This is a genomic window from Xanthomonas arboricola pv. guizotiae, assembly GCF_002940205.1.
In the GTDB taxonomy this organism is placed as follows: Bacteria; Pseudomonadota; Gammaproteobacteria; order Xanthomonadales; family Xanthomonadaceae; genus Xanthomonas; species Xanthomonas arboricola_C.
In genome coordinates this window covers 54,378-75,947 of record NZ_MDSK01000004.1, presented here as the reverse complement: position 1 = coordinate 75,947, position 21,570 = coordinate 54,378, and the positions used below count along the sequence as shown (strand labels likewise).

The 21,570-nt window shown below is 65.5% G+C and carries 16 protein-coding genes; 10 read left to right on the top strand and 6 right to left on the bottom strand.

All coding sequences use genetic code 11. The annotated features are described in order from the left end of the window. Nucleotides 1-33 precede the first annotated feature (33 nt). Nucleotides 34-789 carry a tetratricopeptide repeat protein gene (locus XarbCFBP7408_RS03750; RefSeq protein WP_104561510.1) on the top strand — a complete coding sequence of 252 codons (756 nt, stop codon included), beginning with the start codon at nt 34-36 and terminating at the stop codon, nt 787-789. Nucleotides 790-1,076: 287 nt separating this feature from the next. Here XarbCFBP7408_RS03750 and XarbCFBP7408_RS03745 read toward each other — a convergent pair whose 3' ends face one another. Beyond that, nucleotides 1,077-1,523 carry a CopD family protein gene (locus tag XarbCFBP7408_RS03745; protein WP_104561508.1) on the bottom strand — a complete coding sequence of 149 codons (447 nt, stop codon included), beginning with the start codon at nt 1,521-1,523 and terminating at the stop codon, nt 1,077-1,079. 74 nt (nt 1,524-1,597) lie between these two features. Between XarbCFBP7408_RS03745 and XarbCFBP7408_RS03740 the strand changes: the two genes are divergently transcribed. Then, nucleotides 1,598-2,200, top strand: a complete 603-nt coding sequence (locus tag XarbCFBP7408_RS03740; RefSeq protein WP_181106195.1) for a class I SAM-dependent methyltransferase — start codon at nt 1,598-1,600, stop codon at nt 2,198-2,200. A 352-nt stretch (nt 2,201-2,552) separates the two neighbouring features. Then, entirely contained in the window at nt 2,553-3,860 is a 1,308-nt protein-coding gene (locus XarbCFBP7408_RS03735) for a polyhydroxyalkanoate depolymerase (RefSeq protein ID WP_181106193.1), read from the top strand. Nucleotides 3,861-4,729: 869 nt separating this feature from the next. Here the strand turns inward: XarbCFBP7408_RS03735 and XarbCFBP7408_RS03725 are convergent. Together XarbCFBP7408_RS03725 and XarbCFBP7408_RS03720 are read right to left on the bottom strand one after the other, a co-directional pair. After that, nucleotides 4,730-5,641 (bottom strand): sensor domain-containing protein, encoded by a 912-nt coding sequence (locus XarbCFBP7408_RS03725; protein ID WP_104561502.1) that lies wholly within the window; start codon nt 5,639-5,641, stop codon nt 4,730-4,732. Continuing rightward, nucleotides 5,638-6,000: a PadR family transcriptional regulator gene (locus tag XarbCFBP7408_RS03720; protein ID WP_104561500.1), complete on the bottom strand. Its 363-nt coding sequence runs from the start codon at nt 5,998-6,000 to the stop codon at nt 5,638-5,640. The genes XarbCFBP7408_RS03725 and XarbCFBP7408_RS03720 overlap by 4 nt, the downstream gene beginning before the upstream one ends. Before the next feature lie 336 nt (nt 6,001-6,336). Here XarbCFBP7408_RS03720 and XarbCFBP7408_RS03715 point away from each other — a divergent pair, with 336 nt between their 5' ends. After that, nucleotides 6,337-7,896, top strand: a complete 1,560-nt coding sequence (locus tag XarbCFBP7408_RS03715; RefSeq protein WP_181106191.1) for an alginate export family protein — start codon at nt 6,337-6,339, stop codon at nt 7,894-7,896. A 249-nt stretch (nt 7,897-8,145) separates the two neighbouring features. On the opposite strand, the gene XarbCFBP7408_RS03710 is transcribed toward XarbCFBP7408_RS03715, so the two are convergent. After that, nucleotides 8,146-9,522 (bottom strand): hypothetical protein, encoded by a 1,377-nt coding sequence (locus XarbCFBP7408_RS03710; RefSeq protein WP_104561496.1) that lies wholly within the window; start codon nt 9,520-9,522, stop codon nt 8,146-8,148. A gap of 154 nt (nt 9,523-9,676) precedes the next feature. On the opposite strand from XarbCFBP7408_RS03710, the gene XarbCFBP7408_RS03705 reads away from it, so the two are divergent. From XarbCFBP7408_RS03705 to XarbCFBP7408_RS03690, 3 genes are all read left to right on the top strand, one after another. Then, nucleotides 9,677-10,351 (top strand): DUF502 domain-containing protein, encoded by a 675-nt coding sequence (locus tag XarbCFBP7408_RS03705; RefSeq protein WP_104561494.1) that lies wholly within the window; start codon nt 9,677-9,679, stop codon nt 10,349-10,351. Nucleotides 10,352-10,355: 4 nt separating this feature from the next. Beyond that, a complete protein-coding gene (locus XarbCFBP7408_RS03700; RefSeq protein ID WP_104561492.1) occupies nt 10,356-11,132 on the top strand; it encodes a queuosine precursor transporter in 777 nt (258 codons plus the stop codon). Nucleotides 11,133-11,769: 637 nt separating this feature from the next. Next, nucleotides 11,770-13,710, top strand: a complete 1,941-nt coding sequence (locus XarbCFBP7408_RS03690) for a DUF885 domain-containing protein (RefSeq protein ID WP_104561490.1) — start codon at nt 11,770-11,772, stop codon at nt 13,708-13,710. A 6-nt stretch (nt 13,711-13,716) separates the two neighbouring features. Here XarbCFBP7408_RS03690 and mmuM read toward each other — a convergent pair whose 3' ends face one another. After that, nucleotides 13,717-14,679 carry a homocysteine S-methyltransferase gene (gene mmuM, locus XarbCFBP7408_RS03685; RefSeq protein ID WP_104561488.1) on the bottom strand — a complete coding sequence of 321 codons (963 nt, stop codon included), beginning with the start codon at nt 14,677-14,679 and terminating at the stop codon, nt 13,717-13,719. After that, nucleotides 14,676-16,073, bottom strand: a complete 1,398-nt coding sequence (gene mmuP / locus XarbCFBP7408_RS03680) for an S-methylmethionine permease (RefSeq protein WP_104561486.1) — start codon at nt 16,071-16,073, stop codon at nt 14,676-14,678. The genes mmuM and mmuP overlap by 4 nt, the downstream gene beginning before the upstream one ends. Nucleotides 16,074-16,378: 305 nt before the next feature. Between mmuP and gloA2 the strand changes: the two genes are divergently transcribed. The 3 genes from gloA2 to XarbCFBP7408_RS03660 all read left to right on the top strand — a co-directional run bounded on the left by gloA2 (nt 16,379) and on the right by XarbCFBP7408_RS03660 (nt 21,429). Next, complete coding sequence (gloA2, locus tag XarbCFBP7408_RS03670) at nt 16,379-16,768, top strand: SMU1112c/YaeR family gloxylase I-like metalloprotein (RefSeq protein WP_104561482.1); 390 nt, start codon at nt 16,379-16,381, stop codon at nt 16,766-16,768. 158 nt (nt 16,769-16,926) lie between these two features. Then, a complete protein-coding gene (locus XarbCFBP7408_RS03665) occupies nt 16,927-17,820 on the top strand; it encodes an ABC transporter ATP-binding protein (protein ID WP_104561480.1) in 894 nt (297 codons plus the stop codon). A gap of 12 nt (nt 17,821-17,832) precedes the next feature. After that, on the top strand, nt 17,833-21,429 hold the full coding sequence (locus XarbCFBP7408_RS03660; protein ID WP_104561478.1) for an ABC transporter permease/M1 family aminopeptidase: 3,597 nt from the start codon (nt 17,833-17,835) through the stop codon (nt 21,427-21,429). Nucleotides 21,430-21,570: the final 141 nt, after the last annotated feature.

The following is a 21,570-nucleotide window of genomic DNA, read 5'->3' as shown; positions in this document are numbered from 1 at the left end:
ACGATTGCCCACCATGGAAGGACCTGTTCGGATATGAGCCCGCTACTTCTGCTGTCGCTGGTGTTGCAGGCCGCCTGCTGCGTGCATGTGGTGCGCAGCGGCCGCCCGCTGTACTGGATCTTCATCCTGCTGGCGTTTTCGTTGCTGGCGGTCCTGGTCTACGTGTGCGTGGCGGTGATCCCGGACCTGCGCAACGACCCGACCGCGCGCCGTGGACTGCGCAAGATGCGTCAGCGCATCGACCCGCAACGCGAACAGCGCGATGCATCGCGCCAGCTGGATGTGGCCGACACCCCCGAGAATCGCCGCCGCCTCGCGCAGACGCTGCTGGAACAGGGCGACTACGCGCGTGCCGCCGAGCTGTATCAGGGCGCGCTGCGCGGCATCTACCAGGACGATCCGGACCTGATGCTGGGCCTGGCCAAAGCCCAGTACGGGCTGGGCCAGGCCGCAGACACACGCAAGACGCTGGACGCGTTGATCGCGGCCAATCCGACATTCCGTTCGCACGACGGGCACCTGCTGTACGCGCGCGCAGTCGAAGACAGCGGCAGCATCGACGCGGCGCTGCACGAGTACGAAACGCTTGCGCAAGGCTATCCGGGCGAAGAAGCACGCGTGCGTTATGCGCAGCTGTTGTTGCGCGCCGCGCGCCCGCAAGAGGCCAGGGCCGTCTTCGAGCAGGTGCTGCGCCACGCAGCCGCCTCGCCCAGGCATTACCAGCGCGAGCAACGCGCCTGGATCGACTTGGCGCGCAAGGGACTGAGCGAGCTCGGCACCCAGGCGTGATCGCCGCCTGAAGCGATACTCAAGCGGCGATCACGGATGGCGCGCGCACCGTGTTCCCACAAAACCTGGTCGGCGACCGAGAGCACAGCCATGCCCAGGAAGGATGGCGATATCGGCAAGCCTGAAGGCCCGGGTCGATCACTTGCTGCAGTTGTCGGCACAATCGTTTTGCAATGGCGCCTTGGCGGAATCCATCGACCATCCGCGCCACATCACCGCAGTGCTGCGCAAACACGCCAGCGACGACCGATGCATCCGGCGAGCGCATGCACTGCCCGGGTGTTGTGTCAGAACGGCTTGGCCAGCACCAGCCAGATCACCCCGACCAACACCACCACCGGCACTTCATTGAACAGCCGCAATGCGCGGCCGCTGGGCAGGCTGCGGCCCTGATCCACGCCCTTCAACCAGCGCCCGGCCACGATGTAATGCGCCAGGATCAAGGCCACCGCAAACAGTTTTGCGTGCAGCCAGCCACCGGCCACCATCGTCGGGAAATCCGCAATCACCCGATAGCCCTGCCACAGCACCGCGCCCAGCAGCAGCGCCAGCCCCAGCATGCTGTGGCCGAATTTATAGAGGCGGCGCCCCATCAGCACCAGGCGCGTGCGCACCGCAGGCTCGGCACCGGCTTCGGCGATATTGACCAGGATGCGCGGCAGGTAGAACACCGCCGCCATCCACGCAGTGACGAACAACAGATGGAAGGTCTTGATCCACAGGTACAGGGTCATGTGCTGGCTTCGCTGGCTGGCGTAGGATGGCCCGCATTTTCACCCATCCGCTCGCGCGAAAGCACCCGACGTCCATGTCCGAACCCGACGACAAGCAGTACGACGCCCACTATTTCCGCCGCTGGTACCGGGATGCCGGGCTGGCCGACCCTGCGCGCCTGCGACGCAAGGTCGCACTGGCGGTGAGCCAGGCCGAGTACTACCTGGAGCGCCCGATCCGCAGCGTGCTGGATATCGGTTGCGGCGAGGCGGCCTGGCGCGCGCCCTTGCTGGCGTTACGCCCCAGGCTGAGCTATCTGGGCTTCGACAGCAGCGCCTATGCGGTGCAGCGTTACGGACGCAGCCGGCAGATCCACCCTGCCCGCTTCGGCGATTTCGCCTGGCTGCGCCCCTGCGCGCCGGTGGATCTGCTGATCTGCTCGGACGTGCTGCATTACGTGTCCACGCGCGAGTTCAACCAGGGCCTGCCGGGGTTGGCCGAAATGTGCGCGGGCGTGGCGTTTCTGGAAACCTTCGCCGAAGAGGACGCCTTCGAAGGCGACCACGATGGTTTTCAGGCGCGGCCGGCGCGCTGGTATCGGCGCCGCTTCGCCAGCGTGGGGTTTGCCGCACTCGGCTCGCACTGCTGGTTGTCGCCGCAGTTGGCCGATGAGGCGTCTGCGCTGGAGCGCGGCTGAGCAGGACGCTGGCCGGTTGAGGCACGCATGGCGAGTGGCTTCGCCGCGTCCCCTCACCCAACCCCTCTCGCGCAGGCTGAGCGGCTTCACTCCCTTCTCCCGCCGGGAGAAGGTGCCCCGCAGGGGCGGATGAGGGTGCGCGCGAAGCCTGTTGGACATTCAGTACAGCGACGACTGGGTGCACCGGGGCTGCGCTCCTACCTCATTCATCCCCTCCCGCAGGTAAGCACTCGTCCAGCAAACGCCTGCCTTGGGGCGTATGACAGCCTCTACCGTCCGCAGCCCCATTAAGGTGCAAATGCGCCAAAGGGGGTATGCTGCGCGGCAGCAAAGAGCCGCACGGATGGGTGGAATGCTTTATCAACTGCACGAGCTGACCCGCAATCTGCTAGCCCCTTGGGTGCACCAGGCCCAGGCGAACGCCAAGATGTTCTCCGACCCCGACAGTCTGTGGGCCTCGCTCCCGGGCGCCGAGCGCATGGCGGCCAGCAACGAGCTGTTCCATCGCCTGGGCAAGGAGTACGAGAAGCCGGCCTGGGCGCTCGACGATGTCGAGGTCGATGGCCATTCGCTGCCGATCATCGAACGCGAAGTGCTGAGCAGGCCGTTCTGCCGTCTGCTGCGCTTCAAGCGTTTCAGCGACCATGTCGAGCTGATCGGCACGATGAAGCAGCAGCCGGCGGTGCTGGTGGTAGCGCCGTTGTCCGGCCACCACGCCACCCTGCTGCGCGACACCGTGCGCACCCTGCTGCGCAACCACAAGGTCTATGTCACCGACTGGGTCGACGCGCGCATGGTGCCGCTGGAAGCCGGTGCGTTCCGGCTCGAGGACTACATCAGCTACATCCAGGAGTTCATCCGTCACATCGGCGCCGAGCGCCTGCATGTGGTGAGCGTGTGTCAACCCACTGTGCCGGTGCTTGCGGCGGTGTCGTTGATGGCCAGCAACGATGAGCCCACGCCGCGCTCGCTGGTGATGATGGGCGGGCCGATCGATGCGCGCCGCAGCCCGACCCAGGTCAACAACCTGGCCACCGAGAACGGCATCGAGTGGTTCCAGAACAACCTGATCCACACCGTGCCGTTCCCGTATCCGGGCCACGGCCGCCAGGTGTATCCGGGCTTCCTGCAGCATGCCGGCTTCCTGTCGATGAACCCCAACCGGCACGTGATGTCGCACTGGGATTTCTACACCGATCTGGTCAAGGGCGACCTGCAGGACGCGCAGGCGCACAGGCAGTTCTACGACGAATACAACGCCGTGCTCGACATGCCGGCCGAGTATTACCTGGACACCATTCGCGTGGTGTTCCAGGACTTCCTGCTGCCGCAGGGCAAGTGGAACGTGGATGGCCAGCTGGTCAAGCCGTCGGCGATCCGCAATACCGCACTGCTCAGCATCGAAGGCGAACTGGACGATATCGCCGGCCTTGGCCAGACCGAAGCGGTGCACGATCTATGCACCGGGATCGACGCGGCGCATCGTCGTCATCTGGTGGTGGAAGGTGCCGGTCACTACGGCATCTTCAGCGGCCGTCGCTGGCGCGAGGTGGTGTACCCGCAGGTGCGCGAATTCATCGCTCGCTACGATGCCGACCCGGTCGGCAGCCGCGACCCCGCCACCGTCACCCCGATCCGCAAGCGCGGCAAACGCGCCTGATCGGCCGACAAAAACGCCCCGTGATCGAGACCGATCAAGGGGCGTTTTTTACGCGCAGATTTTTGGTTCGCGTAAAGACAGCGCACTGCGTGGCAACGTGCGTGGCGCCCGCACCAAAGAGTTGGTTGGTTGCTTTGTTTAAAACCATGCACACCGACCATCTTCGATGGTCCTTGCCTGCTCACTGTCGCGGGACCTTACGCGGCACGGATGCCGCGTAAGAGCCTACACGGACGTACTTGCGGCGTGTCCTGCGATGGTGGGCGGGCAAGGGCCCTGCAGCCACGCCGCAGATCCGCCGCTCCACAACTGATCCATGCGCGCTATCCAGACTCCTCATGACGCAACGTCTAGAACAATCGAGACTTAAAACAGTGGCGTCGTTTAGCCACAATCGGATGCTTAACTCAAAAGCTTGTGATTCGAGCGCGCGGTGCCCTCGCCGCTCGCGGGACACGCCGTGAATCCGTCCCTGGAGGCTCCTCAGCGGCATCCATGCCGCTAAGGGTCCCGCAACCGGCGAGCACACCGCACCAGAGAGCTGGTCGATTGCGTTGTTTAAAACCATGCACAACGACCATCTCGATTGGTCCTTGCCCGCTCACCGTCACGGGACCTTACGCGGCATGGATGCCGCGTAAGAGCCTACAAGGACGTACTTGCGGCGTGTCCTGCGAGGGTGGGCGGGCAAGGGCCCTGCTGCCAAGCCACAGAGCAGCCGCCCTGCGACCGCTCCATCCGCACTGTCCAACCACCTACACGACTACGGGACTTCAAGTCGTTGCGTCTTTCAGACCTCTCACTACAGACCACGTGACACTGCAGCGATCGCAGCCGCGTGCCATACAACCCGCAACCACACGCTGCACTCAGCCTTCACCGCTCTTGACCAGCAGGTGCTTGGCGAACATGCCGTGCAGCTTGCCGAAGGCGCGTGCCAGGTGCAGCGTGACGAACAGCAGCAGCACGCCCACGACGAACAACGGCAGCGTCAGCCAGGGACTGCTGACATCCACGCCATCCCAGCTCAGCACCGCCGTGTTGTCGAACAGCAGCACCAGCGGAGATGCGGCCAGGCCCAGCGCCAACGACAACAAGGTGGTGAACACGCTGAAGTAGACGATGCCCAGCGGCAGCATCAGCAGGAAGTACAGCATCGTGCTCCAGGTGCGCGCATCGGTGAACATCGCGCCGATGCGTTGCAGCCAGCCGCCTTGCGCCCCCGGATGGGCGGGACGACGCGGCATGCGCACGCCCAGCAGCGTCTCCACCACGCGGCCTTCCACCAGCGACAGCACCCGCACCGATCCGAAGAACAGCACCAGCAACGGCACGCCGATGATCAGGATCATCAAGCCGGCCGACAGACTCGCGCCGGTGATCACCCAGGTGAAATAGAACACGCCGGTGACCAACGACAACAACATGTAGAACAGCGCGCCGTAGCTGCGTGGATCGGCAGCCACGCCGAAGAACCTGCCGAACCATGTGCTGCGTCTGCGCGGCAGCGGCGAGCGCAGTGCACGTGTCACTGTCACTTCGGTTTCGCGATAGATCTCGGCCACTTCATCCGGCGCACCGTAGCTGCCTGCCACGCCGGCGATCACCTCCGCTTCGCTCTTGCCGGCCTGCTCTGCCAGTTCGGCGCGTAAGTACTCTTCGGCGTCGTAGAGCGCGTCCTGGATCATCGCCGGGTCCGCGCCGGCCAGGGCCTGGCGCAATTGCGCCAGGTAATCGGGAATGGTGGTCGGCAACGGGCGTGCCTGCGCAATGGTCGTCATGAGTGGGTCCCCTCCAGCACTGAGTCAACGGAATCGCGGGTGGCGCGCCAGGCGGCGGTCCAGTCGCGCAGGCAATCACGCCCGGTTTGGGTGATGCGGTAATAGCGCCGCGGTGGGCCGGACGCCGACGGCTCGACATGGCTTTGCAGCAACCCTGCCCCCTCCAGATTGCGCAGCACCGGATACAACGCGCTCTGCTTGCCGCTCAGCACGCCGTCCAGACGCTCCAGCCGCTTGGCGATCAGGTAGCCGTACAGCGGCTCCTCGGCCTGCGCCAGCACCGCCAGCAAGGCCAGCGACACCGTGCCGGCACTCAGCTCCTTCTGGAATTTCCGCAGGTAGGCATCGGGTTCGCTCATCGGCCATCTCCGCTAGGTCGAAGGCAATGCTATTGCGAAGTTGGGTATAGTGGATGTGCCGGTAGTCATGAGGCGGGGATTGGGGATTGGGGATTGGGGATTCGCAGAGCATTCCGGCCGAGAATTTCCTTGCGTTGACTCAAGCGGACTGAAGAAGAACTAGGGCGTCGCTTGCATGCCTGCTTTTGCAAATCCCCAATCACGACTCCCCAATCCCCGCTCATGTGCTTAGAACCATTGGGTTACTCCCTTTGCGGCAGCGCTCCACTACAGTCAGTGCCCACTGGGCCGATACCACTCGCTCAGACGACTCACTTTTTTCGATAGGGCGACACGATGCGACTTGCACGCTTGGCACAGCCGGCCATGGCCGACACTTCCTTTGGTGCCACCCGGCGCCTGTGCCTGGCGATCGGGTTGTCACTGCCGGGACTGGGGTTTGCGCAGGCGCAGACCGCGCCGGTCAATGCCGAGCAGGCCCAGCCGGAACCGGTGAAGGCTGCACCCGCCGCTCCGGCAGCGCCCGCTGCCGCGAAGGGTTATCCGCTGGAAGCGCAGGGTTGGGGCGCCAAGCAGGGCGGCAACATGTGGCAGGTGCGTTGGGCCGAAGACTGGTCGTATCTGAAGGATCCGTCCAAGCGCAAGAGTCCGTTCGATCCGCTCAAGTACATTCCGTTCAATGAATCGGGCGATGTGTATGTCTCGCTCAGCAATGAATTGCGCGTGCGCAGCAACACCATCACCAATCCCGGCTTGATTCCCGGCAGCCATTCGCAGCAGCAGTACCTGTTGCGCGCGTTCTTCGGCGCCGATTTCCATGTCGGCGAGCATTTCCGTCTGTATACGGAACTGGCGCACGGCAGCCTGGACGGACGCAATGAAGGTGCCAAGACCGGCACGCAGGAAAACAACGCGATCCTGCAACAGGTGTTCTTCGATGTGAAAGGACGCATCAAAGATGCCGACCTCGGCCTGCGCGTCGGTCGCCAGGTGTTTGTCGATGGCCCGACCACGCTGATGGCATTGCGCGACAACACCGATATCTTCGTGACCTTCAACGGCGTGCGCGCCTGGGCGATCGGCGAAAAGACCCGCGTGGACCTGTTCGATTTCAACTTCAACCTGGATGGCACCGAAGGCCTGGGCGACGATCGCATCGACCGCTCGCGGCACTTCCGCGGCGTGGTCGGCGGCTATCGCCTGCCGACCGCCAAGCCGATGTATCTGGAGCCGTTCTTCTACCAGTTCCGCAACGACAACCAGGTCTGGGGACGGCAGACCGCCGAAGAAAACCGCAACTATTACGGCCTGCGCCTGTGGGGCAATGTGGGCAAGCTGCGTACCGATTCGTTCGTGACCGTGCAGCGCGGCAGCTATGGCGGACGCGATCTGCGCGCCTACATGGCCAGCACCTCCAACGCCTGGTCGCTGAGCGAATCGGGCTGGAAACCGCGCCTGGGCTTCCATAGCGAAATCGCTTCCGGCGGCGGTGGCACTTCCGGCACCGGCACGCTGCGCAACAACAACTTCCTGTACGGCAATACGATCTACTTCAGCTGGGCGACGTTCTTCGGCCCGGTCAACCTGGTCACCGCCGCACCCACGTTCACCTTCTCGCCCACCTCCAAGATCACCGTGAACCTGGAATGGGAAACCCTGTGGCGGCAGACCACCAGCGATGCGATCTACAACAACCAGGCACGCGCCTACGCCCGCACGCAGAGCACCGGCGAGCGCCGCATCGGCACCATGCCGCGCATCAACGCCACCTGGAACATCGACCCGAACTGGTCGGTGACCTTCCGCGCCGAACACCTGATGGCAGGTCCGGCATTGGAGAAGGCCGGTTACGGCGATTCGACCTTCGTGATGGGCTGGTTGAATTTCCGGTTCTAAGCCTGCGGTAGGAGCGGCGCGTTGCGTTGCGCGCTCTTGCGCGTCCATGCAAGTACGCGGAAGAAAGTTGATATTGATGACAACGCTGCACGCCTTCGCTATCACAGATGGCGGCACTGCCAACGTGGCGTATTAGCCTTCCTACGCAGCACGCAAGACGATGCGCCGCCAGCGGATGCAGCGGCAGCCCAATGCGGGGCTGAGGTGGAATTCGTGCATCCGCCCCACCCGTCCGCTGGCCTTCAATGGTTAGGGCGCCTGGTTCTTCGGGGCCACTGCCGCCCCGGACGGATGCGCCATCCGGCTGCCCGCGAGCGGCCACAGATCTTCCACGACACCGTCTTCAGGCCTGGCGTATTGACGCAGCTGCATGCTCAGACCGTCCGCAGCGGGCTGCAGCGGTCGCGCTTGCCCGCGCAGCGATGGCGGCAAGCCGGCAAGGCGCTGCTCGAGTGTCTGCGCATCACCAGGGTGATCGCGTAACCACAGCACGGCCGATAACGCGCGCAGTGCAGCGGCAGTGTCCTGCCGCTTGTGCTGGTAATTCGCATAGTCAGGGCGTGCCAGACCCGCCAACAGACACCCCACTGCATTGGCAACGCAGCCCATCGAGACGGTGTCCGGCACTGGAATCAGTGCCTGCGGCACCGCTTGATCCTGCGCCAGCACGGCCCGTACCGGCGCGCTGCATGCCCAGGTATAGGTCGGAGCCATCAGCGCATGGGTGCGTTCCTGGTCGAGTAGATGCAGCGACAATCGATCGTCCCAGGACAGATCGCTTGCCTGGCCGTTGTGGCTGGCTTCCTGAAATATCGAAAGCGCCATCCTTGATTCGCCGTGCAATGCGTCGCATAGCGAGATCTCATCGACCGCAAGCGGCGCAAACGCGGCCAGGCAGTGCGCAGGCAACGGATGCTGCGCCGGCAGCGCGGCCAGCATGTCGGCAAGCAGGTGCGCGTTGGTGCGCAGCATCGCCGCGCCGAGCATCGGCATGAGCAGATTGTCGCCGCTGCGCAGCAGTACGCGTGCAAGCTGCGCATCGGTGCAGACACCCGCCAGCGCCTGTGTGGTGCGCCCTTGCACAAAGTCCAGCGCGTTGCTGGTCATCGACACCTTGAACGGCGGCAGTGGCGGCAACGGCGCAGTGGCAGAAGGCGGGAACGGGCTGCGGTAATCGGCGTAACCGGCCAGATCGCGCAGTTTGAACAACAACGGTATCTGGGTGGCCAGCGCATCGGCATAGGCTTGCGGCTGCTGACGTACGCGGTCCAGGCACCCGGCATGGCCCGTGCACGGCGCCGGGGCTGTGGCCGGCCAATCCGGGTGGCGCGGATAGCGCGTGGCCGCACTCTGCAGTTGCATGCCTGCCGGCAAGCGCGCGAACCGCTGCACATCCTGCGCAACCAGCGCATCCCGCTGCGCATCGGGTACCGCATACGCCAACGACCATAGCGCGGCGAACATATTGGGCCCACGCAGCGGCGGCTGCGGTTGACGCAGCTGCGCCAAGGCCTGGCGCTGCGCGTCGGGAATCGGCCAGCGCGCGGAGATCGCGTACAGGGCCACCAGCAGGGCGATCAGGATGCATAGCCCCAGCAGGGCCGACTTGAGGAATTTGGCGAGCATGCGGGGCAACCGTCCGTGGATGAGTTGCGCCATCTTAGAGCGGCCCGGACAGAGCCGCGAGTGGCATGGCGCCAATGCGCACTTGCCGTCTCCCCGGCGAACAAGGCGCGCCGCGCGCCTGCACCGAGCGCGGCCGAATGCCTACAATGCGCGCATGTCCGAATCCCCCACTCCGCACGCCCGCCCTTCCCTGCAACGCGTCTTTCTGACCGGTTTGCTCACCCTGCTGCCGGTCTGGTTGACCTGGGTGGTGGTGAAGTTCGTGTTCTCGCTGTTGTCGGGCATCAGCAGCCCGTGGGTGGTGCCGTTGTCCGAGCGCATCGCCGCCTCGTTTCCCGACTATCTGGGCTGGATCAAGGCGCTGTGGGTGCAGAACACCATCGCGCTGATCGCCACCGTGGGCGCGATCCTGTTCGTCGGCATCCTGAGCCGGCGGGTGATCGGCCAGCGCCTGCTGCGCTGGTTCGAGGCGATCATGCGGCGCATCCCGCTGGCCAGCGTGGTGTACGACAGCGCGCGCAAATTGCTCGACATCCTGCAGACCCAGCCCGGCAGCACCCAGCGCGTGGTGCTGATCGACTTCCCGCATCGGGACATGAAGTCGGTCGGCCTGGTCACGCGGGTGATCAAGGAACAGGGCACCGGCCGCGAGCTGGCGGCGGTGTACGTGCCGACCACGCCCAACCCGACCTCCGGCTATCTGGAGATCGTGCCGGTGGAGCTGCTCACGCCCACCGACTGGAGCGTGGACCAGGCGATGAGCTTCATCATCTCCGGCGGCGCAGTGGCGCCCGAATCGGTGCCCTTTACCCGTACCGCGGACCGCTGAAGCCATGACACAGCTGCGCACCCTCGACGATCGTGCGGTTCGCCTGTTCATTGCGCTAGCTGCGTTCTTCTGCGTCAACGCGGCATTGGCCGAGTTCATCGGGGTCAAGATCTTCGCGCTGGAAGACACCCTCGGCATCGCGCCGTTGAACTGGAACCTGTTCGGCCAGACCGGCTCGCTCAGCTTCACCGCCGGCACCTTGCTGTGGCCGGTGGTGTTCATCATGACCGACACCATCAACGAGTTCTTCGGCAGCCGCGGGGTACGTTTCATCTCGTGGGTGGCGGTGGCGCTGATCGGCTACGGCTTCGTGTTCGCGTTCGCCGCCATCGCACTGGCGCCGGCGGGTTGGTGGGTCACCGCGGCGCAGAGCCAGGGCGTGCCCGACTACCAGGCCGCCTTTGCAGCGGTGTTCGGCCAGGGGCTGTGGACGATCGGCGGCTCGCTGGTGGCCTTCCTGTTCGGCCAGTTGATCGATGTGTCGGTATTCCATCGCATCCGCCGCGCCACCGGCGAAAAGCACGTGTGGCTGCGCGCCACCGGCTCCACGGCGGTATCGCAGCTGGTGGACAGCTTCGTGGTGATCTACATCGCCTTCGTGCTCGGCCCGCAGCATTGGTCCATCGACCAGTTCCTGGCAGTGAGCACGCTCAACTATGTCTACAAGATGGGCTTTGCGATCGCACTGATCCCGCTACTGTATCTGGCGCGCCGCGGCATCGGCGCATACCTGGGCGCCGAGCGCGCCGAGCAGCTGCGCGAAGAAGCCGCCGCCGGCTGACAACGCGAAAACCTGCCGGCCGCGGCGTTGCCAGGCGAGGGCCGGCGCCCGTGGCGGTGGCTTGCACTCGGCCTCATCGGTCATGCGTGTCGCCTGCCTGACGACCGCTCGCTGTGTCTGCCGATCACGCAACGCCCGCAGCGACCGCCCATCGAAATTTTGTTCAATCCGTCGCCGCGGTCGCTGGCCATGCTGTTGCGCCCCGCGACGGACTCCGCGCCATGGACCATCTTGTCGCAATGGCCAGCTTCGCGCTGGTGTGCTCGATTTTGCCCGGGCCGGTCAACCTGGTCGCGCTGGGCACCGGCGCGCGTGCCGGGCACGGCCATGTGATCGGCGCCACCGTCGGCTCGTCGCGCTGCCGTTGTGGGTGGGCATGGGACTGCAGCAGGTGCTGCTGCGCCGGCCGCTGCTCGGCCGTGCATTGCATCTGGCCGGGGTGGCGTCTCTGCTCTACAGGGTCTATGTCGATTCGTCCCGTGACATCTGCGCAAGCCTATCGCACTGCAACATGCCTGCGTGCTGCAGGCGTGCGCAGCGGGCTTCATGAATTCCAGGCGCCCCACGTGTGCCGGATGGGTGGCCGGAACGGTGCGGATCGGGCAAGCTCCCCGCTCGCTTGTTCCCGGAGCCGGTAATGCCCCTCAGCTTTTCCCGCCTGCTGTCCCTGGCCCTGGCCGCCGTGCTGAGCCTGTCGGTGGCAGCGCACGCCGATGCGGCCAAGAAGAAGACCGGCAAGGCACAGACCACGCAAACCCGCGCCAAGGCGAGCAAGGGCAAGAAGACCGCCAAGCCGGCGGCCAAGACCACCAAGGCCGCCAAGGGTGGCAAAGCCGCCAAGCCCAGGCCGCGTGCCGTGGCCGCACCGGTGGTGCTGACCAAGGCGCAGCAGCTCAACCTGCTCTACGACCAGTACTGGGATGCCTCGCTCAAGCTCAACCCGCTGCAGGCCACCTTCCAGGGCGAGAGCCGCTACAACGACCAGCTACCGAACTTCCTGTCGCCGGCGTTCCGCCAGCAGTCGCACGACTTCACCGTGCTGTGGCTGGGCAAGGCCGAGGCGCTGGGACCGGACGGCCTGAGCGGGCAGGACCTGCTGAGCTACCAGATCTTCGTGCGCGATGCGCGCAGCGCACTGGCGGCCGAGCAGTTCCCCAGCTGGATGCTGCCGATCAACCAGTTCTACAACATCGCCAGCATCGCGGTGGTGCTGGGCTCGGGCACCGGCGCGCAGCCGTTCAAGACGGTCAAGGACTACGACAACTGGTCGCGGCGTGCGGTCGGCATCCCGGACCTGTTCGACCAGGCCATCACCAACATGCGCGCCGGCATGCAGGCCGGTGTGGTGCAGCCGAAGGTGCTGATGCAGAAGGTGCTGCCGCAGCTGGACGCGATCATCGCGCGCAATGCCGAAGACAGCCTGTTCTGGGGCCCGGTACGCAACCTGCCGGCAGACATGCCCGAGGCCGACAAGCAGCGCATCACCGCCGAGTACAAGCGGCTGATCGAAGTGCGGATCATGCCGGCGTACCGCGCCCTGCGCGGCTTCATCGCCACCGAGTACCTGCCGGCCTGCCGCGACACCGACGGCCTGACCGCGCTGCCCAATGGCGCGGCCTGGTACGCCTACGACGTGCGCCAGAGCACCACCTCCGAGCTGACCCCGGAGCAGATCCATCAGATCGGGCTGGACGAGGTCGCGCGCCTGCAGGCAGAGATCGCCGCGCTGGCCAAGCAGGTCAGGTTCCGCGGCAACCTGCCCAGGTTCTACAAGTTCATGCAGACCGACAGGCGCTTCGCGTTCCGCAACGAGACCGAACTGCTGGGCTACTACCGTGGCCTGCAGGGACGCGTGCAGATGGCGGTGCCGCGCCTGTTCAATGTGCAGGGCATGCCGGCGCTGGAAGTGCGCGTGGTGGAACCGCAGCGTGCGCAGTCGGCCGCCAGCGGCTCGTACATGCGTCCCAGCGGCGACGGCAGCACCCCGGGCGTGTTCTACGTCAATACCTCCGACCTGGACACGCGCCGGACCTGGGAGACCGAGAGCCTGTATCTGCACGAGGCCATCCCCGGCCACCATTTCCAGCTCGGGCTGCAGCAGCAGCTGACCGACCTGCCCAAGTTCCGCCGCCTGGGCGGCGAGACCGCCTATATCGAGGGCTGGGGGTTGTATGCCGAATCGCTGGGCCGCGAACTGGGCCTGTACCAGGACCCGTACAACTACTACGGCTATCTGCAGAATGCGTTGTGGCGCGCGATTCGCCTGGTCACCGACACCGGCCTGCACAGCAAGGGCTGGACCCGCACCCAGGCGATCGACTACATGCTCAACAACTCGGCCATGACCCGCACCGATGCCGAGGCCGAGGTGGACCGCTACATGGCCATCCCCGGCCAGGCGTTGGCGTACAAGGTCGGCGAGATGAAGATCGCGCAGTTGCGCGAGCAGGCGCAACGCGAGCTGGGCCCACGCTTCGATGTGCGCGCCTTCCACACCGAAGTGCTCAAGGACGGCTCGGTGCCGCTGGATATCCTGCAGGACAAGATCCAGCGCTGGATCGCCACGCAGAAGGGCTGAGGCAGCTCAGCCCGCCACCCGCGCACGCGCCAGCGCGGCGATGTCGCGCGGTGTGGTGCGGCAGCAACCGCCGATCAGCCGCGCACCGGCCGCCAGCCACTGCGCATGCCGGTCGGCCAGGGTGCAGGCGGTCGTGCTGCCGGCATGCCACTGTTTTGCGCCGGCATCGTAGTGCTCGCCGGAATTGGGGTACACCACCAGCGGCAGCGCCGTCAGCGCGGACAATGTCTGCAACGCGGCGGTGACCTGCTCCAGCGCGATGCAGTTGATGCCCACCGCGATCACCTGCGCGCAGGCATCCAGCGCGGGCACGACCTGCGCCAGCGCGGTGCCATCGCTCAAATGTGCCGCATCGCGCAGGGTGAACGAGAACCACGCATGCAGCTGCGGGAACTCCTCCAGCAGCAGGCGCAGCGCGACGATCTCGTTGGCCGACGGCAGCGTCTCGCAAGCCAGCACATCCACCCCCGCCTCGGCCAACGCGGCGATGCGCGGGCGATGGAAGTCCATCAGTTGCACCAGCGGCAGGGCGTAGTCGCCGCGGTATTCCGAGCCGTCGGCCAGGTAGGCGCCGTACGGCCCGACCGACCCGGCCACCCATAACGGCGCGTGCTGCGGTTGCGCCTGCAGATGATCGGCACGCGCCTGCGCGGCCAGGGCCACGCTGCGTGCGATCAGCGCCTGCGATTGCGCCAGGTCCAGCCCGCGCGCGGCAAAGCCCAGCGGCGTGGCCTGGTAGCTGGCGGTGATGGCGCATTGCGCGCCGGCAGCGAAATAGTCGCGGTGCACCTGATAGATCAGCTCCGGCTGCTCCATCAGCACGCGCGCCGACCACAGCGCATCGTTGAGATCGCAGCCGCGCTGCTCCAGTTCGGTGGCGAGCGCGCCATCCAGCAGCACGTAGCCGTCCTGCTGCAGCGCCTGGCTGAACGGCGCACCGGCGCGCGGCTGGCGCGGAAGAATCGTCATGCGGGTTGCCTCCTGCTCGCAAGCCATTGGGTGAATGCGTAGGCGCCGTAGCACAGCGCCACAAACGGGATGCCGCACCACAGCGCAATGCGCTGCTGCGGATCGAATGCCAGCCCGATGCAGGCCAGCAGACACAGCGAAAATCCTAAGACCGGTGTCCACGGATACCACGGTGCGCGATAGGCCAGGCTCTCCGGCGCGATGCCGTCGCGCAGCAACTGGCGACGGAAACGGTAGTGCGAGGCGCAGATGCTCAGCCACACCACCACCACCGCAAAGCCGGACACCGCCGAAATCGCCACGAACACGGTGTCGGCCGCGTAGACGCCGGTGAGCAGCGCCAACAGGCCGCCCAGCATGCTCAGTATCAGGGCCGGCAACGGGATGCCGCGCCGGGTCAGGCCTGCCAGCCGCGCCGGCAGCGTGCCCTCGTTGGCCAGCGACCACAGCATGCGCGCAGCGGCATACAGGCCGGAATTGGCCGCCGACAGGATCGCGGTGAGGATCACCGCGTTCAACACATCGGCCGCATACGGGATGCCCAGCAACGCGAACGCGCGCACGAACGGGCTGGTGTCCACGGCCGCCTGCCCGGCCGGCAGCAGCGCGGCCAGCACCAGCACGGTGCCGACGAACAACACCACCAGCCGCACCAGCGCGGTGCGGATCGCCAGCGGAATCGCACGCGCCGGCTGCGCGGTTTCGCCAGCGGCCACGCCGATCAACTCGGTGCCGGAAAAGGCGAAGTTCACCGCCACCATCGTCATCAGGATCGGCAGCGTGCCTTGCGCAAACCAGCCGTCGGCGCGCAGGTGGCGCAATCCGGGTGCCGGCGACCCATCGGCCAACGGCAGCACGCCGATCACCGCCGCGCCGCCAAGCGCGATGAACAGCACGATCGTGATCACCTTGATCAGCGAGAACCAGAATTCGCCTTCGGCAAACCAGCGCGCCGACACCGTGTTCAGGCCGAAGATCAGCGCGCAGAACAGCAGACACCACGGCCATGCCGGTGTGTGCGGGAACCAGTACTGCATGCAGAACGCCGCTGCAGTCAGGCTCGATCCCAGCGCCACCGTCCAGGTGAGCCAGTACAGCCACGCCACCACGTAGCCGGTGGCCGGGCCGAGATAACGCGCGGCATACACATGGAAGGCGCCGGTCTGCGGCATCGCCACCGCCAGCTCGCCCAGGCACTGCATCACCAGATACACCACCAGCGCGCCGAGCAGATAGGCGATCACCGTGCCGAGCGCGCCGGTGCTGGCGATGATGTAGCCGGTATTGAAGAACAGGCCGGTGCCGATCACGCCACCCAGCGACAACATCACCAGGTGGCGCACCTGCATGCTGCGCTGGAATTGCGGTGCGGCGGTGGACGACGGTTCGGGCATCGGCGTATCTGATCGGTGGCCACGCATCCTGCCATGCGCAGCCAGGCGAGCACAGCCATGCGATGGCAAGCTGTGACGCTGCACCAGCGCGCCAGGGCCCGCGGGTATGCTTGCGCACTGCTCACCTGGAAGCTCGCCATGCCGCACGTCCTGCAACCACCCATGCATGCAAAGACGTCTCGCTCGACCAGCGCGGTGTTGCCCGCACGCGCACCGCGTGGCACCGCCGCTGCGCGCAATGCATCGGCGCTCGCCGACAGTTTCGACACGTCGCACCAGATGCCACGGCGCTTGCGAGGTGCCGCATGAAGCTCGCCGGCATCCACCATGTGGCGATCATCGCCGGCGACTACGCGGTGTCCAAACGGTTCTACTGCGACATCCTGGGCCTGCGCGTGCTCGACGAGCATTACCGGCAGGCGCGCGACTCCTGGAAGCTGGACCTGGCACTGCCCGATGGCGGCCAGATCGAGCTGTTTTCGTTCCCCGCCGCACCGCTGCGCCCCAGCCGCCCGGAAGCACGCGGCCTGCGCCATCTCGCCTTCCGCGTCGAGGATCTGGACGCGGCCGTGGCGCATCTCACTGCACACGGCGTGGCCACCGAAGACATCCGCATCGACGAGTACACCGGCCGCCGCTTCACCTTCTTCGCCGACCCGGATGACCTGCCGCTGGAGCTGTACGAGGTCGGTTGAGCGAGGTCGGTTGAGCACGACAGACCCGGCAGGGTCGGTCACATCTGCCACTGGGGCTCGTCGTAGGGGCATGGCTGATCGTCTTTGTGACTTTCGGCAGATGCGGCACTGCGGTAACGCCGTGAAGATCGAGCCACCCCAGGACACAGGAACCGTCCATGCTGCAGATCCGTGCGCTGTCCAAGACCTACGCCAATGGCGTGCATGCGCTGCAAGACGTCACGCTCGACATTCCCCGCGGCATGTTCGGGTTGCTCGGCCCCAACGGCGCCGGCAAGTCCTCGCTGATGCGCACGCTCGCCACACTGCAGGAGCCGGACTCGGGCAGCGTGACGCTGACCGGTGCCGACGGCAGCAGCATCGACGTGCTCAAGGACAAGGACCTGCTGCGGCGCCGGTTGGGCTATCTGCCGCAGGATTTCGGCGTGTACCCGAAAGTCAGCGCGCTGGACCTGCTCGATCATTTCGCCGTGCTCAAGGGACTGACCAACCGTGCACAGCGCAAGCAAGTGGTCGAACGCCTGCTGCAGCAGGTCAATCTGTGGGATGCGCGCAAGCGCAAGCTCGGCACCTATTCCGGCGGCATGCGCCAGCGCTTCGGTATCGCGCAGGCGCTGCTGGGCAACCCGCAGCTGGTCATCGTCGACGAGCCGACCGCCGGGCTGGATCCGGAAGAGCGCAACCGCTTCCTCAATCTGCTGGCCGAGATCGGCGAGAACGTGGTGGTGATCCTGTCCACCCACATCGTCGAAGACGTCACCGACCTGTGCCCGACGATGGCCATCATGAACAAGGGGCAGGTGTTGCTGACCGGGCGGCCGGCCGATGCGATCGACATGCTCAACCAGCAGGTCTGGCGCAAACAGGTCAGCAAGAACAGCTTGCCCGATTACGAAACGCGCTTCACCGTGCTGTCCACGCGCCTGATCGCCGGCCATCCGGTGATCCACGTGTTCAGTGCGGACTGCCCGGAACCGGGTTTCGAACAGGTCGCTCCAGATCTTGAGGATGTCTATTTCCAGCGCCTGCGCAAGCAAGCGTTGGCTGCCTGACGGAGCGCGGCGATGATCCTGGCGTTCCTGCGCTTTGAGCTGCGCGAACAACTGCGCTCGCCCTTCCTGTGGCTGCTGGCCGCGCTCTACGCGTTGCTCGCCTTCGCTGCACTCTCCAGCGATGCCGTACAGATCGGTGGTGGCATCGGCAACGTACTGCGCAACGCGCCAACCGTGATTGCCAGCGTGCTGGCGATTTTCAGCCTGCTCGGCCTGCTGGTGGCTGCACTGTTCGTCAGCAACGCGTTGCTGCGCGATTTCGAGCTGGGCACCGCGGAGCTGGTGTTTTCCACACCGGTGCGCCGCCGCGATTACCTGGCAGGCCGCATCGCTGCAGCGCTGATCGCCGGCACGGTGATGTATCTGGTGATCGCGCTGGGCATGTTTGTGGCGCAGTTCATGCCATGGATCGACCAGGCGCGGCTCGGGCCGGTCGCGCTGCTGCCGTACCTATGGTCGCTGCTGGTGCTGGTGCTGCCCAACCTGCTGTTCACCACCGCGCTGCTGTCGGTGCTGGCGGTCACCACCCGTAGCATCCTGTGGGTCTACATCGGCGTCATCGTGTTTTTCGTGCTGTATGGCGTGAGCCGGGCGCTGCTATCGGACCTGGACAACGTCTGGGTTGCAACCCTGTCCGATCCACTCGGCATCCGCGCACTGTCGCAAACGCTGCGCTACTGGTCGGCGGAACAACGCAACCTGCAACTTCCCGCATTGACGGGCTACCTGCTCGCCAATCGCGCCCTGTGGCTGGGCATGAGCGGTGTATTGTTCGCCGCGACCTTTGCACTGTTCCGCACCGAACGCAGCGGCACGCGTCGTCGTCGCGGCGCGATGCCTGTTGCATCCTCCAGCGCGCAGGCAGCCAGCGTGCGCGTCAACACCACCCGCCTCAGCGTGACGCCCGCCTTCGCGGCCAGCACCGCCTTCCGGCAACTGCTGCGCCAGATCCGTTTCGATACGCTCGGTGTGCTACGCAGCGCGCCGTTCGTGGTGCTGCTGACGTTGGGCCTGGCCAACTTCATCCCCACCGCATTGTTCAATGCGCGCATGTACGGCACCGCCGTGCTGCCGGTCACCTCGTTGATGCTGCAAGCGCTGCAGAACAGCTACAGCTTTCTGCTGATCATCGTGGTGCTGTTCTATGCCGGCGAACTGGTGTGGAAGGAACGCAGCAACCGCATCGACGGCATCACCGATGCCATGCCGGTGCCGGACTGGGTTCCGCTGCTCGGCAAGTTCGTCGCCTTGCTGGCGGTGATCGCCAGCTTCCAGCTCGCCGGCGCGTTGACCTCGATCGCGCTGCAACTTGGCCGTGGCTACACCACGATCGAGCCGCTGCTGTATCTCAAGACCCTGGCGCTTGGCTCGGTGCTGTATGTGCTGATGGGTGGCATGGCCCTGGTGCTGCAGGTCTTGAGCAACAACAAGTTCGTCGGCTATGCATTGTTGATGCTGGTATTGATCGGGCAATCGGCGTTGTCGCTGCTCGACTACACGCAGAATCTGTACAACTTCGGAGGCTGGCCCAACGCGCCGTATTCGGACATGAATGGCTTCGGCCACTTCCTGCCCGGGCAGTTGTGGTTCCAGGGCTATTGGGGCGTGTTCCTGCTGGCCTTGTTGCTGCTGTCCTCGGCGTTGTGGCCGCGTGGCGTCGGCCATGGACTGCGTCAGCGGCTGCGCCTGGCATCGCAGCGCCTGCGCAGCCCCACCGGCGCGGCATTGGCGGTGAGCCTGCTTGGCTTTGCAACGATTGGCGGCTGGCTGTACTGGAATACCAACGTCTATAACAGGTTCCTGTCGCCGGAGCAGCAGCTGGACCTGCAGGCACGCTACGAGCGCGATTACCGCAAGTACAAGGACCTGCCACAGCCGCGCATCATTGCCGTGGACAACCATGTCGACCTGCATCCGGAAACGCAGTCGGCCGTCATCGATGCCACCTGGACCGTGCGCAATTCCCACAGCGCGCCGATCAGCGAGGTGCATATCGGCATGCAGGGGCGCACTGGCGACCGTAGTCTGGTCAAGGTGGATCTGGGCGGGCAGACGCTGATCACCCACGACATTCCGGCCGGCTACCGCATCTATCGCCTGCAGCGCCCGCTGCAACCTGGCCAAGAGCGCGTGTTCCGCTTCCGCGTGGACCAGCACCCGCACGGCATTACCGCCGGGCAGGCGCAGACCGATCTGGTCGCCAACGGCAGCTTCTTCAACAGCCAGGTCTTGCCCTGGTTCGGCTACAACACCCAAACCGAGATCACCGACCGCAACGATCGCCGCAAGCGTGGTCTGGGCGAGCCGACGCGCATGCCCAAACTGGAAGACCAGGCCGCACGCGCCAATACCTACGTCAGCGACGATGCCGACTGGCTCAGCTTCGCCAGCACCATCTGCACCGCACCGGACCAGATTGCGCTGGCACCGGGCTATCTGCAGAAGCAATTCCGGCAGGCTGGCAGGCGTTGCTTCCGCTACGTGATGGATCGGCCGATGCTCAACTTCTATGCGTACCTGTCGGCACGCTGGCAGGTGCGCAAGGCCTACTACAACAAAATTCCGATCGAGATCTATTACGACCCCAAGCACCCGTACAACGTGCAACGCATGATCGAAGGCGTGCAGAAATCGCTGGCCTATGACGAGGCCAATTTCACTCCGTACCAGCATCATCAGGTGCGCATCATCGAGTTCCCGGGCTATGCGGGGTTTGCGCAGTCGTTCGCCAATACCATCCCCTACTCCGAATCGATCGGTTTCATCGCCGACCTGCGCGACAAGGACGACATCGACTACGTGTTCTACGTCACCGCGCACGAAGTGGCGCACCAGTGGTGGGCGCATCAGGTGATCGGTGCGAATGTGCAGGGCGCCACGATGCTGTCCGAATCGCTGGCGCAGTACTCGGCGCTGATGGTGATGGAGCGCGAATACGGGCGCGCGCACATGCGCCGCTTCCTCAAGTACGAACTGGACCGCTATCTGGAAGGGCGCGGCGGTGAAACCGTCGACGAACAGCCGCTGTATCGGGTGGAAAACCAGCAGTACATCCACTACCGCAAGGGGTCGCTGGTGTTCTATCGCCTGCGCGAGGAGATCGGCGAGCAGGCGCTCAATCGCGGGTTGCAACGCTTCCTGCAGGCCAAGGCGTTTCAGCAACCGCCTTACACCACCTCGGCCGAACTGCTGCAGGCCATCCGTGCCGAGGCACGCCCGGATCAGCAGGGAATGATCACCGACCTGTTCGAAAAGATTACCTTCTACGACAACCGCGTGGTGAGCGCGCAGGCCCGCAAGCGCCCGGATGGACGCTTCGATGTGACCGTGCAGGCGCAGGCAGCCAAGTTGCAGGCCGATGGCCGCGGCAAGGAACATGCGGTGCCGATGGACGACTGGATCGAGGTCGGGATCTACGGCGCGCCCGCCAGCAAGAACGCAGCGGCGCCGGTGCTGGCGCTGCAGCGGCAGCACGTCACCAGCGCCACGCCCAGCGTTACCCTGACCGTCGACGCCCTGCCCATCGAAGCCGGCTTCGACCCCGACAACAAGCTGATCGACCGGGTGCCGGACGACAATCGCAAGCGGATCAGCCTGCTGGGCAACTGAGGCCCACGGCAGGATGGGTTGGTCGCGGCGGGCATGCGCGGCTGCGGCCAGCACGCCGTGGCCGCGCTACGCGTCTGCTCCAGTCACTGGCCAAGGCCATGGCAAGGCCTGCCGACGGCGGCGCATGAACGCATTCCGCAG

What these genes read in the sequence shown, in the direction of transcription:
- XarbCFBP7408_RS03750 (WP_104561510.1), top strand. Translation starts at nt 34, where the DNA reads ATGAGCCCGCTACTTCTGCTGTCGCTGGTGTTGCAGGCCGCCTGCTGC.
- XarbCFBP7408_RS03745 (WP_104561508.1), bottom strand. Translation starts at nt 1,523, where the DNA reads ATGACCCTGTACCTGTGGATCAAGACCTTCCATCTGTTGTTCGTCACT.
- XarbCFBP7408_RS03740 (WP_181106195.1), top strand. Translation starts at nt 1,598, where the DNA reads ATGTCCGAACCCGACGACAAGCAGTACGACGCCCACTATTTCCGCCGC.
- XarbCFBP7408_RS03735 (WP_181106193.1), top strand. Translation starts at nt 2,553, where the DNA reads ATGCTTTATCAACTGCACGAGCTGACCCGCAATCTGCTAGCCCCTTGG.
- XarbCFBP7408_RS03725 (WP_104561502.1), bottom strand. Translation starts at nt 5,641, where the DNA reads ATGACGACCATTGCGCAGGCACGCCCGTTGCCGACCACCATTCCCGAT.
- XarbCFBP7408_RS03720 (WP_104561500.1), bottom strand. Translation starts at nt 6,000, where the DNA reads ATGAGCGAACCCGATGCCTACCTGCGGAAATTCCAGAAGGAGCTGAGT.
- XarbCFBP7408_RS03715 (WP_181106191.1), top strand. Translation starts at nt 6,337, where the DNA reads ATGCGACTTGCACGCTTGGCACAGCCGGCCATGGCCGACACTTCCTTT.
- XarbCFBP7408_RS03710 (WP_104561496.1), bottom strand. Translation starts at nt 9,522, where the DNA reads ATGCTCGCCAAATTCCTCAAGTCGGCCCTGCTGGGGCTATGCATCCTG.
- XarbCFBP7408_RS03705 (WP_104561494.1), top strand. Translation starts at nt 9,677, where the DNA reads ATGTCCGAATCCCCCACTCCGCACGCCCGCCCTTCCCTGCAACGCGTC.
- XarbCFBP7408_RS03700 (WP_104561492.1), top strand. Translation starts at nt 10,356, where the DNA reads ATGACACAGCTGCGCACCCTCGACGATCGTGCGGTTCGCCTGTTCATT.
- XarbCFBP7408_RS03690 (WP_104561490.1), top strand. Translation starts at nt 11,770, where the DNA reads ATGCCCCTCAGCTTTTCCCGCCTGCTGTCCCTGGCCCTGGCCGCCGTG.
- mmuM (WP_104561488.1), bottom strand. Translation starts at nt 14,679, where the DNA reads ATGACGATTCTTCCGCGCCAGCCGCGCGCCGGTGCGCCGTTCAGCCAG.
- mmuP (WP_104561486.1), bottom strand. Translation starts at nt 16,073, where the DNA reads ATGCCCGAACCGTCGTCCACCGCCGCACCGCAATTCCAGCGCAGCATG.
- gloA2 (WP_104561482.1), top strand. Translation starts at nt 16,379, where the DNA reads ATGAAGCTCGCCGGCATCCACCATGTGGCGATCATCGCCGGCGACTAC.
- XarbCFBP7408_RS03665 (WP_104561480.1), top strand. Translation starts at nt 16,927, where the DNA reads ATGCTGCAGATCCGTGCGCTGTCCAAGACCTACGCCAATGGCGTGCAT.
- XarbCFBP7408_RS03660 (WP_104561478.1), top strand. Translation starts at nt 17,833, where the DNA reads ATGATCCTGGCGTTCCTGCGCTTTGAGCTGCGCGAACAACTGCGCTCG.